We start from the raw sequence: 16,429 nt of genomic DNA on the forward strand, positions 1-16,429 counted from the left end.
GGTCTTCTTTCTGTCATTTTGCAGTAAAAAACCCTGATGTACCGCAAGCAATTTCTATCCGACTCAGCTAGAATACACGGTTATAAGTTATTCTTGTTCAGAGTGACACCTAGCGAGGTGGCACTCGCACTGACAATACGGGGTTTTTATGTCTGATAAGTGCTATATCACAGCGCAACAGCTTTTAGAGGATTCATTCCGTCTGGCTGCTCAAGTTTATGAAGATGGGTTTCGTCCAGATTTTATCATCGGTATTTGGCGAGGTGGTGCGCCAATCGGCATTGCTGTGCAAGAGTATTATGACTACAAGGGCATAGAGACTGATCATATCGCAGTGCGTACGTCGTCTTATTATGGCATCGGTCAACAATCGAAAGAAATTAAGGTGCACGGCCTTCATTATATTATTGAAAATGCGAACGCAGGCGATTCATTGTTGATTGTCGACGACGTGTTTGATTCAGGCCGTAGTATTTACGCATTAAAGGAAAAGCTAGAAGAGTTAATGCGTCTTAATCTACCAAAAGACATTCGTGTTGCCTGCCCTTATTACAAACCAACCAACAAAAAAGTGCCAATGACACCAGATTACTACATCCATGAATCTGATGAGTGGTTGGTATTCCCGCATGAATTGTCCGGGCTTACGCCAGATGAATTGATTGCAGGTAAATCAGATCTAGCAAATATCAAAGAGCTATTTGCAAAGTAACTGTTGCTGGTAATTTATAAGCCGCCGAAAGCTTGGTTTTGGGCGGCTTTTTTATGGCCGCGATTCAGCGCTTTTGTTACACTCCGCACATTGTGATTTATGCATTTTTTGTATGACAGATTATCAATCAATTCTAGAACGCACAGTGCAACATGTTCAGCCTATATTACAGCATGGCAAAGTTGCGGATTACATTCCAGCGTTAGCTGAACAGCAATTAGGCCAGTTCGCGATAGCAATTCAAACGCAAACGGGTGAAACCTACAGTGCGGGCGCTTGTGATGCCAAATTTACCGTGCAGTCAGTGTCAAAAGTAATGACCTTGACCTTAGCGTTGCAACGCTATGGCGATGACTTGTGGCAGCGAGTGGGTAAAGAGCCCTCAGGCACTGCTTTCAATTCATTGACCCAATTAGAGTTTGAAAACGGCATACCGAGAAACCCTTTTATCAACGCTGGTGCAATTGTCACTTGTGACGCACTATACTCGCGTCTGAGTGCACCAATCCATACCATGCTAGAGAGCTATCGATTGCAAACTGGAAACCCTAAACTGGGTGTGAATAAAGTGGTTGCACAGTCTGAGTATGAGCACCGTTATCGAAATGCAGCGATGGCGTATTTAATGAAATCGTTTGGCAATTTTAATAACGAAGTTGAAGAAGTATTGTGGTCATATTTTAATTTTTGCGCAATTGAGTTGACTGTGTCGGAATTGGCAAAGTGTTTCTCCTACCTGTCGAATGGTGGTGTGTGTACGCAAAGCCAGCTACAGGTATTACCTGCAAAGCAAATCAAGCAACTTAACTCATTGTTGTTTACCAGTGGTTTGTATGATGCTGCTGGTGACTTTGGATACCGCGTAGGTATGCCAGGTAAATCGGGTGTGTCAGGTGCAATTATTGCAGTTGTGCCAGGTCGGTTTACTATCGCAGTCTGGTCACCAGGGCTTGATAAAGTGGGTAATTCTGTGGCAGGTATTGCTGCGCTAGAGTTTCTTGCTGAAGAGCTCGGAACAGCGATTTTCTAGCGCGGCATTTTGAGCGCACAAATGTTGTGCGCAAGACGATTTGTTTACTTGTCCCAGTAAGATTGCTCTAGTGAGTCTTCTCGCTCAGGCAAACCCCTAGAAAGTCTAGGTGAGTGCTGGACCAACACTTCAAAGCTTGCGCGGTTTGCATATTTGCTGATCTGCGCAAGTGAAGAATAGGTAATTGCAGCTTGTTCGTGCTTAGCTGAGTTTGGCACATTTAAACGATGATATTCGTTCGCTGAAAGGTCATGTAGTACCGCGGCAAGTGCGCAATCACCAGCACCATTGGTATTTTTAATGGTGTCTGGGCCACCCATATACGGTGCAGTATGGCTGTATACTCGAACAGGGTTTTCACAGTGTGATTTACGCATTGCGCGAGAAAACTCGTAGCGATTAAACTCGGGGATAGCACCCGGAAGTAGTGGGTATTCGGTTTCGCGTTTCATACTGTCGTCGACATACCCTGCCATATACAAGCCCGTTGGCCCGGCGGTGCAAATAACTAAGTCGACCCAATCGAGTGCTTTACCTGCGGCCAACAAAGGATCATCAAAGCCAGTAATGGCTTCGCCTTCTTCTTCATTCATTGCAAGAATGTCGACGTGTTTCTCAACGAATTCGGCCCACCACTGCGGATCTTGTTCTATCAAGAACTTGGTGCCCAAAGTTAGGACTACTGGTACACCTGCATTATTGGCATACTCCACCGCTTGCATGGTGGCCTGTGTCATTGTTTCGTCACCTTTAGTACGCATAAGGTAAGCGCTAATAACGAGAGCCGATGCATTTTCAATCAGTGACTGGCTGATCGACTCTGGGCGCAAGTAGTTCATTAAACCAGCACTGATCGCAAAGGTTCTTTCACCACTGTCATCTATCAGCGTGAAACAGCGGCCGATTGGGCCAGCGACGGGTTGCAGATGATCAAGATCGACGCGGCTTGATGTATTACATAAAAACTTGTATGCATAGCTACCGATTTCAATGCTTTCACTCATCACGCCCAGTAAGACTGAACGATCATCAGCTAACACTGAATAGTTGTGCATGGTATTGCCAATGGTGCCGCCAGCAAATTCGTAGTCAATCATGTCATCACGTTTCAAACGCTCATAGAGCGCATTGGTGACATCATTGTCTATGACTTGTGACATACCACGCTGGAGGTGGAATTCATCCAAAAAAGCTTGGTCAACTTTAGCTTCGATGTCGACAACAATTTGGTCGATGCCGCAAATATAATTGCGTTTCAAGCGATCTTCAGCATTTAAGTGGTTGATAAGTGGGTCCTTATCTTCCACCGGAAAATAATGCTTATGCCTACGGTGTCCCGGAAATTTCATGTTTTACCCGTGTGTTTTGAGCTCATTAAATAAAAAAAGCGGCGAATTATAGCCTAATTTTACGTGGGTGAGCCATGGTAATTTGGTAATTTTAGCAATAATTCTGTAACCAAGGGGTTTCTGTTTCGCAAGCTGGTATACTAAACCACATAATTACTTTGCTAAATTTAGTATGAATAACCAAGAACACGATGAATATTGGATGCGCCAAGCTCTCGCATATGCTGATAAAGCCGAAGCGGAAAACGAAATCCCTGTTGGTGCGGTGATTGTCCGAGACGGGCAACTAATCGCGGCAGGTTGGAATCGCTCAATAGGTTGTCATGACCCGTCAGCACATGCTGAAATGATCGCGATACGTGAAGCTGGTAAACAAGTGCAAAATTATCGCTTAGTAGATTGCACCTTGTATGTAACCCTAGAGCCTTGTCCTATGTGTGCAGGATTGTTAGTACATAGCCGAGTAAAACGCGTTGTGTACGGTGCCAGTGATGCAAAAACAGGCGCTGCGGGATCGATTATGAATTTATTGCAAGAACCACAATTAAACCATCAGCCTGAAGTGACACCTGGTGTATTGGCTGAGGAGTGCAGCGAAAAGCTATCTAACTTTTTTAGACGAAGAAGAAAAGAGCATAAAGCAGCTAAAAAAGCGCTGAAATTGCAAGGGGATAGCGCGGCTCAAGATTGAGCCGTTTTTGCATCTGCGGCTAGCTGCAATAAAGAGTAAATGCGGCGGCGCAGCAATATTTTTTTATGAATGTTTTTGAGCATAATACGTCGACGATTTGGATTCGTATTACGCGTGTTGCGTTTGAATTGATGAGTTCGACGTCTTCTTAACATCTGAACCTCCTTAGTGTGAGAGAAAAAACTTACGCGTGAAAGAAATACCTGTTTTGTGTGACAGGCTTATGACAACGAGATTGGGATGCCGTTAATTGCCGGAACTGAAAGGGAGCGCTCTGTTTTCGTCCAACCAGACTAGAGCGTCGAAGTAGCGGCGTATATTATCGACATAATGTACAGCAACATCGCCACGCGCATATCCATATCTTGTGCTTCGATAGTAGCGCTTTTTAGTCAGTAGTGGTAGTCGTTTTTTAACATCGGCCCAACTATTGGGATTGCCACCTTGTTGTTTTGTCAGTTTTAATGCATCTCTAACATGCCCCATACCTACGTTATACGCAGCTAAGGCCAACCAAGTTCTATCTGGCTCAGCAACCCCTTCTGGCACTCGCGAAATTAAATTGGCAAGATATTTCGCGCCGCCACGTATATTTTGTTCTGGTTTGAGGCGGTGTTTCACACCAACGCGTTTGGCTGTACTCTGCGTTAGCATCATGATCCCGCGCACACCCGTAGGGGACTTGGCTCGTGGGTTCCACATGGACTCTTGGTAACTGAGCGCGGCAAGTAACCGCCAATCCAAGTTCTGTGCCTTTGCATATTCGATAAACCAAGGCGCGTATTTTGGTAGTACCTCTTTACTGGCCTCTACAAAGGCGACGGTATTAACATAATTAAATTGCTCTACATGACCGAAGTATTTCTCTTCTAAAGTCGCGAGTTGATTATTGGTTTGTAATTTTGCAAAAAATGGCAAGAGCAACGCATACAGCGAGTCATCGTTTTGTCTTTTCATCACCCAGGCAATTGGGTCAGATTTTGTCACTGAAAACGCAATACTCAGATTGGGGTGGTAACGACGAAATAACGCTAAAGAATGGGAGTCGACAATGGTGTAGTCGATATCACCAGCTAAAATTCCTTGGAGTAGCTCTTCTTGATCTAGGGCTTGCGTGGTCTGCCATTGCAATTCGGGGTAGTCTTTTTTGGCTGCTTGTAGTGAAATTAAGTGATGGCTATTAGCCAGCACTGTTACCGGGCCTGATAGCTGACCATAGTGCCGTGGACGTTTTTTGCCTTGTTTATACACTAGCTTTTGACTAATTTCTCGATAAAACGGCCCAAATCGAAATGCTTTAGTTCGCTTTGTGTGATAGCTGATCCCAGAGGCTACAATGTCTAAATCGCCTCGTTCAAGGTGTTCAAATAAATTGTCTAGATTGAAAAAAGGAATAATCTTTAATTCGACACCAAGTTCCTCAGCAAACAAACCTGCAAGCTCATATTCGAATCCCTCTTCATCAGTATGACCTTGGTAGTATGTTGCAGGCCCAACCAAGATACCTACTCGCAGTACATTGCTGTTTTTTATTTGCTGTAGCTGACTTGGCGGAGCGGTGTCACAACCACTGAGCAACAGCAAGGCTATCAATAAACTTAGTACTCTATGTAGCGTGTTCTCTATCATGCCTTTTCCACTAGTGAACCAGATTAAAGTGCGAGTTTTTTCTTAAAAAACAGGGCGTTTGAAAACGAGGTTCGAAGACGGTTAATTCAAATTTGCGCTTTAAACCCTATGCTCTCAGGTATATATGTATTTGTGAAGTGGGTTTTTTTCGATAATTGACAATTTTGAGTTAAATCTGTGCGTCAATTCGACTATAATAGCGGCCCAAAATATCGTTCAATCCCTAACCCCGGATGAAATATCTATGTTAATCCTACGTGGTGCACCAGCACTTTCTGATTTTAAAGTCCAAAAGATCCTTAAAAGCTGCGCGGATGCAGAGTTACCTGTCACTGGCGTATATGCTGAATTTATGCATTTTGCCGATGTAACTGCTGAGCTCTCAGATACTGAGTTAGACAAACTGAGCAAACTCCTTAAGTATGGGCCTACCGCCGTCGAGCACAAGCCTGAGGGTGCACTTATTCTAGTGACGCCTCGCATTGGTACTATTTCTCCATGGGCTTCAAAAGCAACTGACATCGCGAACAACTGTGGTCTAGATAAAGTTCACCGTGTTGAACGTGGTGTTGCGTACTACGTTGAGGGCGAATTAAGCGCTGATCAGCTAGCTGATGTAGCTAAGTTACTTCATGATCGTATGACAGAATCAGTACACAGCAATCTAGAAGATGCAGGGCAGTTATTCCGCGTTGAAGAGCCTCGTCCAATGTCATCTGTAGACATTCTAGGTGGTGGTCGTGAAGCACTTGTTACTGCAAACGTAGAGCAAGGTTTTGCGTTAGCAGACGACGAAATTGATTACTTAGTTGAAAACTTCACTAAACTAGGTCGGAACCCGAACGACATCGAGCTATTCATGTTCGCACAAGCGAACTCTGAGCACTGTCGTCACAAAATTTTCAACGCTGATTGGACAATCGACGGTGAAGAGCAGCCTAAGTCGCTGTTCAAAATGATCAAGAATACTTACGAGACGCACCCAGAAAACGTATTGTCTGCTTATAAAGATAACGCGGCAGTAATGAAGGGTTCTAAAGCGGGTCGTTTCTTCCCAAATAAAGAAGGTGAGTACAGCTACAATCAAGAGAACATTGAAATCTTGATGAAGGTTGAAACACACAACCACCCAACTGCGATTGCACCATTCTCTGGCGCATCTACTGGTTCTGGTGGTGAAATTCGTGACGAAGGCGCAACGGGTCGTGGTTCTAAGCCAAAAGCAGGCCTAGTTGGTTTTACTGTATCTAACCTTCGTATTCCTGGTTTTGAGCAGCCGTGGGAAACTAACTTCGGCAAACCAGGCCGTATCGTTGATGCACTAGACATCATGATTGATGGCCCGCTAGGTGGCGCTGCGTTCAACAACGAATTTGGTCGTCCTAACCTACTTGGTTACTTCCGTACTTACGAAGAAAAAGTTAACAGCCACAATGGCGAAGAGGTACGTGGTTACCACAAGCCTATTATGCTTGCAGGTGGTCTAGGAAACATCCGTACTGAGCATGTTCAAAAAGGTGAAATCCCAGTAGGCGCTAAGCTAGTTGCACTAGGCGGCCCTGCGATGAACATTGGTCTGGGTGGTGGTGCTGCATCATCAATGGCATCTGGTCAGTCAAACGAAGACCTAGATTTTGCTTCTGTACAACGTGAAAACCCAGAGATGGAACGTCGTTGTCAGGAAGTAATCGACAAGTGTTGGCAGCTAGGTGACGAAAACCCAATCGCGTTTATCCACGATGTGGGCGCGGGTGGTCTTTCAAACGCATTCCCTGAGCTTGTAGACGACGGTGGCCGTGGTGGTAAATTCCAACTACGTAACATCCCGAACGATGAGCCGGGTATGGCACCGCACGAGATTTGGTGTAACGAATCACAAGAACGTTACGTACTTGCAGTAGCGGCAGAAGACTTTGCACGTTTTGAAGAAATCTGTAAGCGTGAGCGCGCACAATACGCAGTAATTGGTGAAGCAACTGAAGAGCGTCACTTAACCGTTGCTGATAGCCACTTTGATAACAACCCAGTCGATCTTCCACTGGAAGTACTACTTGGTAAAGCACCTAAGATGCACCGTGACGTTGAGTCAAAGCAAGTTGAAGGTGAAGCACTAAACATCGACAGTATCAAAGTAGAAGAAGCCGCTAAGCGTTTACTTCGTCTACCAACAATTGCAGAGAAAACATTCCTTATTACAATCGGTGACCGTACGGTTACAGGTCTAGTAGCACGTGACCAAATGGTTGGCCCTTGGCAGGTACCAGTGGCAAACTGTGCGGTAACAGCTGCTGCGTTTGACACTTACCACGGTGAAGCAATGTCAATGGGTGAGCGTACACCTGCGGCACTTCTAAACTATGGTGCATCTGCACGTTTAGCAGTAGCTGAAGCGTTAACTAACATTGCTGGAGCAAACATTGGTGGCCTTGAGAACATCAAGCTATCTGCAAACTGGATGGCAGCAGCAGGTCACCCAGGTGAAGATGCAGGTCTTTACGAAGCGGTTAAAGCTGTCGGTGAAGAGTTATGTCCAGCACTTGGTCTAACTATCCCAGTTGGTAAAGACTCAATGTCAATGAAGACAACATGGCAAGACGATGGTGAAGATAAAGCGGTTACAGCACCACTTTCTCTCGTTATCACAGCATTTGGCCGTGTAGAAGACATTCGTAAAACGGTAACTCCTCAGCTTCGCACTGATAAAGGTGACTCAAGCCTGATCCTAGTTGATTTAGGTGCCGGTCAAAACCGACTAGGTGCGTCAAGCCTTGCACAGGTTTACAAGCAGCTTGGTGACAAGACGCCTGATGTTGATAACCCAGAGCTATTAAAAGGCTTCTACAATGCAATGCAAGCGTTAGTAGCTGACGAGAAGCTATTAGCTTATCACGACCGTTCAGACGGTGGTTTATTCACAACTGTAGCTGAAATGGCATTCGCTGGCCGTACAGGTGTGACTGTAAACCTTGATAGCCTAACAGGTTCTGATATCGAAGCGCTTTACAATGAAGAGCTAGGTGCAGTTATTCAGGTTCGAAACTCTGATCTTGCAGCCGTTGAAGCTGTTTTGGCTGATAACGGTATTGCGGCAATCAGTCATACTATCGGTACACTAAACAGCGAAGATAAAGTTATCTTCAACCGTGGTGGCGAAGCAGTACTTGCAAATACACGTACTGAACTACGTACTATCTGGGCTGAAACGACTTATAAAATGCAAGCACTTCGTGATAACCCTGAATGTGCTAAGCAAGAGTTTGATGCCAAGTTTGACGAAAAAGATCCTGGCCTTAACGTAAAACTAAGTTTTGACTTAAATGAAGACGTAGCAGCACCTTACATCGCGACAGGTGCTAAGCCTAAGATGGCAATCCTTCGTGAGCAAGGTGTTAACTCACACGTTGAAATGGCAGCTGCATTTAACCGTGCAGGCTTTGCTGCAGTAGACGTACACATGAGTGATATCCTTGAAGGCCGCCTGACACTAGAAGAGTTCAAAGGTCTTGTAGCATGTGGTGGTTTCTCTTACGGTGACGTACTAGGTGCTGGTGAAGGTTGGGCTAAGTCAATTTTATTCAATGACATGGCGCGTGATCAGTTCCAAACATTCTTTGAGCGTCAAGATACGTTCAGCTTAGGTGTGTGTAACGGCTGTCAGATGTTATCGACGCTGAAAGAGCTTATCCCTGGCACTGAACACTGGCCACGCTTTGTAACTAATAAGTCAGAGCGTTTTGAAGCACGTTTCAGCCTTGTTGAAGTGCAAGAAAGCCCGTCAGTATTCTTCCAAGGTATGGCTGGCTCTCGTATGCCAATCGCGGTATCTCACGGTGAAGGTCACGCTGAGTTTGCAAACGATGCAGCAGTGAAAGCAGCCCTTGAGTCTGGCACAGTTGCTGTTCAGTATGTTGATAACTTTGGCAAGCCTACAACGCAATACCCAAATAACCCGAATGGTTCACCAGAAGGTATTACAGGTATTACATCGCTAGATGGCCGCGCAACAGTTATGATGCCACACCCAGAGCGTGTATTCCGCGCAGTTGCTAACTCTTGGCACCCGGATGAGTGGAAAGAGGATAGCCCGTGGATGCGTATGTTCCGTAACGCACGTAAGAACATCGGCTAATTATTTAGCTTGATTGAAAAAGGTCACTTCGGTGGCCTTTTTTGTTTTTGGAGCAAACCAAATTCTTATTTATTGGCAGTAAAATTGTTAAGTGTGTACGGGGTTAATTTACTAGGCCTGGAATGTGTATGCAGTGACGAAGCTTTAATGGGAGTCGATGTACCTATCAGCATTTTCTAGGCTATAATTTAGTTAGTACCTGTTTGTTTTATATGCGTTTTAGCCCATTTTACAACTTCTTACGCTCTTCTACATTACATTGTGTGTATGATGACTTAAACTAGTTGTTCAGATTGCAAAATAGTTAGGAACTAATGCGCCGTTATTTGTTATATGCCGTGATAAGCTTTTGCCTGTTGCTAGCCACGCTTTTTATATTCCGAACGCCACTTAGCATTGCGGTTGCAAATCATTTTCTCACTCAAGAGCAAGGCCGAATGAGTTGTTTGGCGTGGTCTCCTGTTGGTTTCACTGAAATTCACATTAGCAAGGTTTGCTTTTCTAATGAACAAGCGGATGTATATGGTGAAAATATAACGGTTACGACTAAATCGGTTGAAATAGCGCATTTGAAGGTTAAGCATAAGCCGATTGTATCGGGCTCTACCCCGGCAGTAATGACGCCGCTTTCATTGCCATTAATAGCAGATAGACCACTTGTCTCGATAAAAAAGCTGCATTTAGAGTCCCCTGTATTACGCCAACCCTTGTCTGTGTCAGTTCATGAAGCGGAACTTAATAGCTTCACACTGAATGGGGATATATTGGCGCAGGTCTTAGTTTATAACGATAAAGTAAATTTGAATGCTGATCTTCAAAGCCAAGGGATTAAACCTTACTTGCCGTCGCAATTAAAGGCGTTAGCAGGGCAACTATCGGCCACATTTGATGGTATACAAGCCGATACATCGGTGAGCTTAGATGCAAGTATCTTAGATCGAACCCTAGACGAGTGTGATATTACAGCTAGGGTTGTAGGGGGGTTATCTGGTAGTTGGGATTTAAACGCGCGAAGTGGGGGCGCAGACTTATCATCACTCGATATTAAGCTTGATGCTCTCGCCTGTGACAAACTACAACGCTACCAGCAGAGTGCTCCTATAGGCTTGCTAAGCACAAGTTGGCGTGTTGTGCTGCCCAAGCCGCTCAATATATCTTCCAATAGTGCTGAAATACCAGCGCTAACTCTTGAAGATAACAATGGCGCAACAGCCATAAATTTGAAAAATTTATCACTTGATGTGGGTGAGCAAGTTGTGCAAACAGATATTCAGCTAAGCCATCACAATCCACAGCTTGGCTGGCTTGAACTTCAGTCAAAATTGGGAATACGAAATAAAACTTTATCTCTTGAGGGGGATTGGTTACTCAGCAGCGAAGAGGTACGGTTACCCCAAGACTTGAAGGTTCAAGATTTTGTTAGCCAAGGTGATTACGTGCTAAAAGGCGAGGTTGGGCAAACTGTCAGTTTTGATTTAGCAACGCAATCGTCGATGGGTAAGATAGCTAACTCACAGGCTCAACTGGACAATACAGAGCTGAACTTAACAACTCATGTCAATGTTGACATGAAACAGTTGGCAGATGGCATTCTACAAGCACTGCAAGTAGATGTATTTAAAACACAATTTAGTGCCGAGCGATATCAGGTTCAGGATGTATCAGGTAAGCATGTTTTGCTAAACAGTGCAGTGAGTTTTGATGAAGATAAGCAATTCACAGGTCAGCTTGAGTTTCAGGTTGGTTCTTTTAAAAAAGCAGAGGTAAGAGGCAAAGATGTCACTCATACCCTAACATTGAATGGTGAATTTAAAGATAATAAAGTGAACGCAGAGGTGGATGGAGAGACGCACCTTGGCTTAGTTGCGACGCCTCAGCTTTCTTTTAGGCAGGTTGTTTTAACATCGGCCGGTTTATTAGCAGAGCAGACCTCTCTTGAGCATGTGTTACACCTAGATGATTTTGAAATGCTGGTTAAGCAACAAGTTGATCAACAGTTACATCATTTGACCGTGATGGTTCCCGAACAGAGCTTTCTGACACTGAAGCCGATACTGACGCAGTTTGAGCCAAAGCTGCAGCTTAGCGAAGGCACGATCTCCGCGACGTTGCAAGGTGATGTAAACGAACAATCGTTTACGTTTAATGCTGCCCTTGAAGAAGGGGGGATCTTATATGACTCACACTACTTAAGCGGTTTAAACATACCTGTTGCGGGGAAAATTAATGCAGGTAAGATCGCTTTCGAAGATTCCCAAATAGATATTAGAGAAGTCCGCTCAGGTGCTGTGTTAGAAAATTTCAAAGCGATTTTGTCTTCCTCTGAAGGGGATCCGATGCTGAGTAATATCAGCGCGAATATCTTTGATGGCCAACTTTTTACAAAGCAGATTAAGCTTACCAACCAAGATCAGAGCTTTTTAGTAGAGGCCAATAATTGGGACCTTGCTGTGATAGCAAATGCAGCTAAAAACGCTGGTGTAGAGCTTAGTGGTCGAGTGCACGGCCAGCTTCCAGTTGCGGTAGTAGGCGGGCTATTCGAAATTAACGGTGGCAAGCTCAATAATATTGATATCGGGTTATTGAGTATTGAAAATAATGAGTCTGTCGAAGCGCTGAAAGCACAACAACCGAGTCTGGAAACGGCATTTGGTATGTTGGAAAGGCTCAATATTGAAAAGTTATCAAGTGACGTGAATATGTCATCAGATGGGTGGTTAGACCTAGCTGTGCAAATTACGGGTGTCAATGAACAGCAGGCTGAACCTCAGCCAATTAACTTTAATTACACGCATAAAGAAAATATTTTTCAGTTGTTTAGAGCATTGCGCCTAAGCGATGAGATCACCAATGAAGTTGAAAAAGCATTAAACTAACAGGAGCAAGAAGGCATGAAATGGATGCTAACTTTGATGCTGGTTTTAGTCACTTCAGCTTGTACTCATAAAGTACAAGTTGAGACCAAAGAACCTATCACCATCAATTTAAATGTAAAAGTTGACCACGAAATCCGTGTGAAAGTAGACAAAGAGCTAGACGACTTGTTTAGTGATGACAGTGAATTATTCTAAGGAGCGAGAACATGAAAGCAAAAATTATTTTGACCACAATCGCAGCGGCATGTATGAGCTTTTCTGTGATGGCTTTATCAATCAATGAAGCCAAATCACAAGGTATGGTTGGTGAAAACGCAGCTGGGTATTTAGGTGTCATTAAAGGCTCAGGAGATGTGAAAAAACTCGTTGCGGATATCAACAAAAAGCGCAAAGCCAAATACCAGCAATTGGCCAAGAAAAATGGCATCAGTTTATCGCAAGTAGAAAAGCTTGCTGCGGAAAAAACCTATAAAAAAACGTCTGCAGGTCACTTTATTCAAGTGAATGGAAAGTGGGTTAAAAAGTAAACATATCTGTTGGCTTGCTGCGTTAAGTTGCGCTGCAAGCCCGCAATGAAATGGCTATTTATGATGCGTGCAGCTGGCGAGTAGCTGTTGCCAAAAAGCTTCACCTTTTCGCCTTGCTAGGCGAATGTTATTGTCTGGGATAGATTCTGGGTCATCATATTCTTCCAGAGCTGCTGCCATGCTACTTTCTCTGATCAGATGGAGGGTAGGGAAGGGGGCGCGATTGGTGTAATTGGCTGGATCCGCCTCATCACTGTCTGCAAAAACGTAGTCGGGGTGGAAGGTCGCAATTTGATATGTTCCTTCAAAACCTTGTGCGCTAAGCATAACATTTGCTAAATCGACTAAATCTAGAAAATCCCCGAAATCAACGAAGCCTTCTGAAAAGCTCATTAAAGTGGTTTCTCGTTTTGGATTCTGATTCAACTCAAAGCACTGTTCTAGCATGTCCATGACTGCGTCATCGTGACTGATAGCACTACTGATGTGGTAGTAGATAGCGTTTTGCTCTACTTCTTTTCTGGCAAATGGGCAAAAGTTATATTTTACAATGACCTTACTGACCCAGCTCTTCATCGTATTGATGATATGTTCACTCATTTACTGCTCCAACAGTGAATCGATAATATTGAGCGTGCGATTAATCGCGCCTTGATTTTTTGCCAAGCAGGCATGCGCATTTTGTCCCAGCTTGTGAGCGGTATTTGAACTGCTTAAGAGCGTATTCAATTGCGCAGTTAGTTCGGCTTTATCCAAGCATATTATAGCTCCGTGCATTGCTCTCAGTTGCGGGTATATATGAGAAAAGTTGTAAGTACTTGGTCCACTTAATACACCCACAGAACTTGCAGCGGCTTCCAGTGGGTTGTGCCCCCCTCTTTCGATCAAGCTACCGCCCACAAAGGCAATGTCCGCGCAGCCATATAAAAATTTAAGCTCGCCTAAGGTATCTGCTAATAGTACTTCGCTGTTATTTTCAAATGATAAACTGCGACGGCTGAACTTTAGGTTAGCGTCACGCAATAAGTTTGCAACCGAGTCAAATTGTTCGGGATGACGCGGAGCTATGATCAACAGCAATGAAGGTATTGTGGTCAATAAACTTTGATGTACTGCGATAATTTGCTCATGCTCACCTGGGTGAGTCGACCCCGCTATCCATATCGGCCGATCGCCAAGCTGAGATTTGATGTCACTCAATTTGGATATATCATTTTCGCTAAGGGTGACATCAAACTTAATTGACCCAGTTGTAATCACTCTACTTTCTTCCAGCCCCAATGCAATGAACCGGCTTGCATCCTCTTCATTGTGACTAGCGAGTATTTTAATATTCTTCATGATATTACGGCTTATTGCCGAGAATTTTTGATAGCCGCGAAACGATTTCTCAGACAAACGGGCATTGACCACGGCAACGGGACAGCAATGCTGATTGGCGTAATGAAAGAGGTTTGGCCATAGCTCAGTTTCTAATACGACGACTAGCTTAGGTTTTAAACGTTTGATAAATCGACGAGTTGAAAACGCAAAATCTATTGGCAGGTAACAAGTATATACTGAACCCTTAAATTGCTTTAGTACTTCCGCTCGGCCAGTTGGTGTGTTGCATGTGATCACTAGCGGATGTGATGGGTAGCGAGTTTGCATTTTTTTTATTAAAGGGGCGGCTGCGAGTACCTCACCCACAGATGCACAATGGACAACAATAGCCCCCTCGGGAATGTTGGTATCTACCTGTCCAAACCTTTCGCTAAAATGGCGTCTATAGCCGGGGTTTTTCTTCCCTCTGATCTGATACAAGTAAATCGAAATGAGTGGCGCAAGCAGCAGCAGCATGGTGGAGTATATAAATCGAGTCATGGCATCAGGGTACAAATAAAAGGGCAGTTTAACGCGTTTGTGATTGGATGAAAATTACTATAACAATTTTACACATATCTGGGCGTGCTCAAAAGCCCTTAATTTGCTAGTATGCTCGCCCCTGTTTGTATTTGAAAGAAATAAAATGTTGTCAATTTATAAAAAGTTGTTGTCTGCTGTTACTTTGATACTGTTTTTAAGCTCTTCTTTGGTGTACGCGATGCCGACCGCTTTTCTTCCTATCGGCAAAGATAAAATCTTAGAGTATCAAGTAGATAAAATGTTTGCATTAACGGCAGTAACACCGATGAGCAAACCTTATCGCATTACTGAGATTAATAAGCACATAGTCAAACTTGGCAACATAGACCCAGCTTTACAAGCCAGTATTCGAGCGCGTATTGCACCGTATTTGCAACAAGATGCCATCACGCGTCGAGGTATTAAATTACGTGTAGATTCCGGAGAAGAGCAAAAGCTTGCGAATGATCGTGGAAATTACTCGGGTGAATATGCAGAGCTGTCTTTGGGGGGGATCTATCGAGGCAGCAAAAACTCATTGGTGCAATTGGGCGCAGAATATCGAGTAGAGTCTGGTAAATTGGTGCCATATAATACCTTCTACGCACTAGGCGGAGAAAATTTGCAATTAAATTTAGGTTATAAAGAGCACTGGTTTTCTCCATTTAAGCACTCCGCAACTATTTATTCTACCAATGCGAAAGCACCTTTATCCGCTTCTTTGGGACTAAATTCACCTCTAAAAAACTGGTGGAATTTCGATTTTGAAGTTTTTTATTCGGAGCTAGAGCATGTTGAAGATGGCATTATGTACCAGAATACATTACATGATGGCACTCCGCGTCTCGCGGGTACACAACTCAACTTTGAACCATTGCAGAATTGGAAAATTGGTATTAACCGTATCATGCAATTTGGTGGTGGCCCGAGAAAGGTTGATTTCAAAGATGTAGTTAAAGCCTATTTTGATCCTGCTGGAAATGATAACAGCGGTAAAACAGGTAGCCAAGACGCAGAGCTTGGAGATCAATGGGCAAGTGTGACGACCGTATTCAAAACTAACTGGTGGACAACCGCTGAGTGGTATCTAGAGCATGGTGGTGAGGATACTCGAGAACATAAGAATTACTTGTTTGGTAACAATGTCACGAGCTTTGGTGTTCATCTTCCGAATGTAACCAAAGATATAGCCGTCAGGTTTGAACATACTAACCTGCATAGCTTGTGGTATGTAAATAAAATCTACGCAAAAACAGGTAATAGTATCGATAACTTTGTTATCGGGCACTTTGCGGCAAACAATAGAACATTTAATGATGGCGTACCCACTACCAATAACGTACTTGAGGTAACTTATACAGAGAGCTTAGACTCTATGTGGAACGTGAAGCTGACGAGTGTGAAAAACAAAAGCGGTTACGCGAATGAGTTAGGTGGTGTGAGTGATACCTATGAGGATATGCACGAAATCAAACTGTCAAACTCGAGAAAAATAGATGGTTATCAATTGGAAACAAGCCTGACTGTTGGAAAAGATGTATACGGAGAAAACTACACTTGGCTTTCAGTCAATGTATACTGGTAAGACACGGGTAAGTATTA

13 protein-coding genes are annotated in these 16,429 nt (G+C 43.9%); 8 read left to right on the forward strand and 5 right to left on the reverse strand.

The features are described 5' to 3' along the window. Nucleotides 1–148: 148 nt before the first annotated feature. Both J8M00_RS22455 and glsB read left to right on the forward strand, forming a co-directional pair. Nucleotides 149–712: a phosphoribosyltransferase gene (locus tag J8M00_RS22455; RefSeq protein ID WP_211012699.1), complete on the forward strand. Its 564-nt coding sequence runs from the start codon at nucleotides 149–151 to the stop codon at nucleotides 710–712. Between the two features lie 112 nt (nucleotides 713–824). Next, nucleotides 825–1,742 carry a glutaminase B gene (gene glsB, locus J8M00_RS22460; RefSeq protein ID WP_211012700.1) on the forward strand — a complete coding sequence of 306 codons (918 nt, stop codon included), beginning with the start codon at nucleotides 825–827 and terminating at the stop codon, nucleotides 1,740–1,742. A gap of 44 nt (nucleotides 1,743–1,786) precedes the next feature. On the opposite strand, the gene J8M00_RS22465 is transcribed toward glsB, so the two are convergent. Further along, nucleotides 1,787–3,091: an inosine/guanosine kinase gene (locus tag J8M00_RS22465; protein WP_211012701.1), complete on the reverse strand. Its 1,305-nt coding sequence runs from the start codon at nucleotides 3,089–3,091 to the stop codon at nucleotides 1,787–1,789. Between the two features lie 172 nt (nucleotides 3,092–3,263). Here J8M00_RS22465 and tadA point away from each other — a divergent pair, with 172 nt between their 5' ends. Beyond that, on the forward strand, nucleotides 3,264–3,782 hold the full coding sequence (tadA, locus tag J8M00_RS22470) for a tRNA adenosine(34) deaminase TadA (protein ID WP_211012702.1): 519 nt from the start codon (nucleotides 3,264–3,266) through the stop codon (nucleotides 3,780–3,782). On the opposite strand, the gene J8M00_RS22475 is transcribed toward tadA, so the two are convergent. Together J8M00_RS22475 and mltF are read right to left on the reverse strand one after the other, a co-directional pair. Continuing rightward, a complete protein-coding gene (locus J8M00_RS22475; protein WP_211012703.1) occupies nucleotides 3,773–3,937 on the reverse strand; it encodes a hypothetical protein in 165 nt (54 codons plus the stop codon). The genes tadA and J8M00_RS22475 overlap by 10 nt on opposite strands. Nucleotides 3,938–4,028: 91 nt before the next feature. Next, the gene (gene mltF / locus J8M00_RS22480) at nucleotides 4,029–5,411 is read right to left on the reverse strand and encodes a membrane-bound lytic murein transglycosylase MltF (protein WP_211012704.1); all 1,383 of its coding nucleotides are present in this window, start codon (nucleotides 5,409–5,411) and stop codon (nucleotides 4,029–4,031) included. 244 nt (nucleotides 5,412–5,655) lie between these two features. Between mltF and purL the strand changes: the two genes are divergently transcribed. From purL to J8M00_RS22500, 4 genes are all read left to right on the forward strand, one after another. Then, on the forward strand, nucleotides 5,656–9,540 hold the full coding sequence (gene purL, locus J8M00_RS22485; protein WP_211012705.1) for a phosphoribosylformylglycinamidine synthase: 3,885 nt from the start codon (nucleotides 5,656–5,658) through the stop codon (nucleotides 9,538–9,540). A 314-nt stretch (nucleotides 9,541–9,854) separates the two neighbouring features. Next, complete coding sequence (locus J8M00_RS22490) at nucleotides 9,855–12,416, forward strand: YdbH domain-containing protein (RefSeq protein WP_211012706.1); 2,562 nt, start codon at nucleotides 9,855–9,857, stop codon at nucleotides 12,414–12,416. Nucleotides 12,417–12,431: 15 nt separating this feature from the next. Then, nucleotides 12,432–12,611: a YnbE family lipoprotein gene (locus tag J8M00_RS22495; RefSeq protein ID WP_023399504.1), complete on the forward strand. Its 180-nt coding sequence runs from the start codon at nucleotides 12,432–12,434 to the stop codon at nucleotides 12,609–12,611. An 11-nt stretch (nucleotides 12,612–12,622) separates the two neighbouring features. Beyond that, nucleotides 12,623–12,943: a YdbL family protein gene (locus J8M00_RS22500; RefSeq protein ID WP_211012707.1), complete on the forward strand. Its 321-nt coding sequence runs from the start codon at nucleotides 12,623–12,625 to the stop codon at nucleotides 12,941–12,943. A gap of 54 nt (nucleotides 12,944–12,997) precedes the next feature. Here J8M00_RS22500 and J8M00_RS22505 read toward each other — a convergent pair whose 3' ends face one another. Then, nucleotides 12,998–13,543: a DUF1415 domain-containing protein gene (locus J8M00_RS22505; RefSeq protein ID WP_211012708.1), complete on the reverse strand. Its 546-nt coding sequence runs from the start codon at nucleotides 13,541–13,543 to the stop codon at nucleotides 12,998–13,000. Further along, on the reverse strand, nucleotides 13,544–14,806 hold the full coding sequence (gene waaA / locus J8M00_RS22510) for a lipid IV(A) 3-deoxy-D-manno-octulosonic acid transferase (protein WP_211012709.1): 1,263 nt from the start codon (nucleotides 14,804–14,806) through the stop codon (nucleotides 13,544–13,546). Nucleotides 14,807–14,951: 145 nt separating this feature from the next. On the opposite strand from waaA, the gene J8M00_RS22515 reads away from it, so the two are divergent. Beyond that, nucleotides 14,952–16,412, forward strand: coding sequence for a capsule assembly Wzi family protein (locus J8M00_RS22515; protein ID WP_211012710.1), 1,461 nt, complete (start codon nucleotides 14,952–14,954; stop codon nucleotides 16,410–16,412). Nucleotides 16,413–16,429 lie beyond the last annotated feature (17 nt).

Origin of the sequence: Pseudoalteromonas luteoviolacea (assembly GCF_018100925.1) — a bacterium.
GTDB classification, from domain to species: Bacteria; Pseudomonadota; Gammaproteobacteria; order Enterobacterales; family Alteromonadaceae; genus Pseudoalteromonas; species Pseudoalteromonas obscura.

Bases quoted from the DNA above. Each gene is read 5' to 3' on its own strand.
- J8M00_RS22505 (WP_211012708.1), bottom strand. From the start codon at position 13,543: ATGAGTGAACATATCATCAATACGATGAAGAGCTGGGTCAGTAAGGTC.
- J8M00_RS22490 (WP_211012706.1), top strand. From the start codon at position 9,855: ATGCGCCGTTATTTGTTATATGCCGTGATAAGCTTTTGCCTGTTGCTA.
- J8M00_RS22475 (WP_211012703.1), bottom strand. From the start codon at position 3,937: ATGTTAAGAAGACGTCGAACTCATCAATTCAAACGCAACACGCGTAAT.
- glsB (WP_211012700.1), top strand. From the start codon at position 825: ATGACAGATTATCAATCAATTCTAGAACGCACAGTGCAACATGTTCAG.
- purL (WP_211012705.1), top strand. From the start codon at position 5,656: ATGTTAATCCTACGTGGTGCACCAGCACTTTCTGATTTTAAAGTCCAA.
- mltF (WP_211012704.1), bottom strand. From the start codon at position 5,411: ATGATAGAGAACACGCTACATAGAGTACTAAGTTTATTGATAGCCTTG.
- J8M00_RS22455 (WP_211012699.1), top strand. From the start codon at position 149: ATGTCTGATAAGTGCTATATCACAGCGCAACAGCTTTTAGAGGATTCA.
- waaA (WP_211012709.1), bottom strand. From the start codon at position 14,806: ATGACTCGATTTATATACTCCACCATGCTGCTGCTGCTTGCGCCACTC.
- tadA (WP_211012702.1), top strand. From the start codon at position 3,264: ATGAATAACCAAGAACACGATGAATATTGGATGCGCCAAGCTCTCGCA.
- J8M00_RS22465 (WP_211012701.1), bottom strand. From the start codon at position 3,091: ATGAAATTTCCGGGACACCGTAGGCATAAGCATTATTTTCCGGTGGAA.
- J8M00_RS22515 (WP_211012710.1), top strand. From the start codon at position 14,952: ATGTTGTCAATTTATAAAAAGTTGTTGTCTGCTGTTACTTTGATACTG.
- J8M00_RS22500 (WP_211012707.1), top strand. From the start codon at position 12,623: ATGAAAGCAAAAATTATTTTGACCACAATCGCAGCGGCATGTATGAGC.
- J8M00_RS22495 (WP_023399504.1), top strand. From the start codon at position 12,432: ATGAAATGGATGCTAACTTTGATGCTGGTTTTAGTCACTTCAGCTTGT.